The organism is Pseudomonas crudilactis, from assembly GCF_013433315.1.
Taxonomy (GTDB): Bacteria; Pseudomonadota; Gammaproteobacteria; order Pseudomonadales; family Pseudomonadaceae; genus Aquipseudomonas; species Aquipseudomonas crudilactis.
In genome coordinates this window covers 1-283 of sequence record NZ_WXVV01000076.1, presented here as the reverse complement: position 1 = coordinate 283, position 283 = coordinate 1, and the positions used below count along the sequence as shown (strand labels likewise).

Below are 283 nucleotides of genomic sequence, written 5' to 3'. Positions count from 1 at the left end.
GAAGCCGGCACCACCAATCAGTTGGTCGGCACCTGCGCCGCCCATCAAGATATCGTTGCCGGCACCGCCGGTGATGACGTTGTCAGAGGCATTGCCGCGACCGATGAAGTTTCCAGTACCGGTAAACGTCAGACGTTCGACTTCGTTGACCAGGGTGATGTTGCTCAGCGTGGTGCGCACTTCATCATCACCGCCGCCCGCCATTTCCACCACGTTCTGGCTGGCCGAACCATTGATGATGTACACGTCGTTACCGGCGCCGCCGTAGAAAGTCGTGGTACCC

The 283-nt window shown here is 59.4% G+C and carries 1 protein-coding gene; it reads right to left on the bottom strand.

Translation table 11 applies throughout. The features are described 5' to 3' along the window. The coding region (locus GTU76_RS29850) for a calcium-binding protein (RefSeq protein WP_425503688.1) at window positions 1–283 on the bottom strand (283 nt) is incomplete at both ends.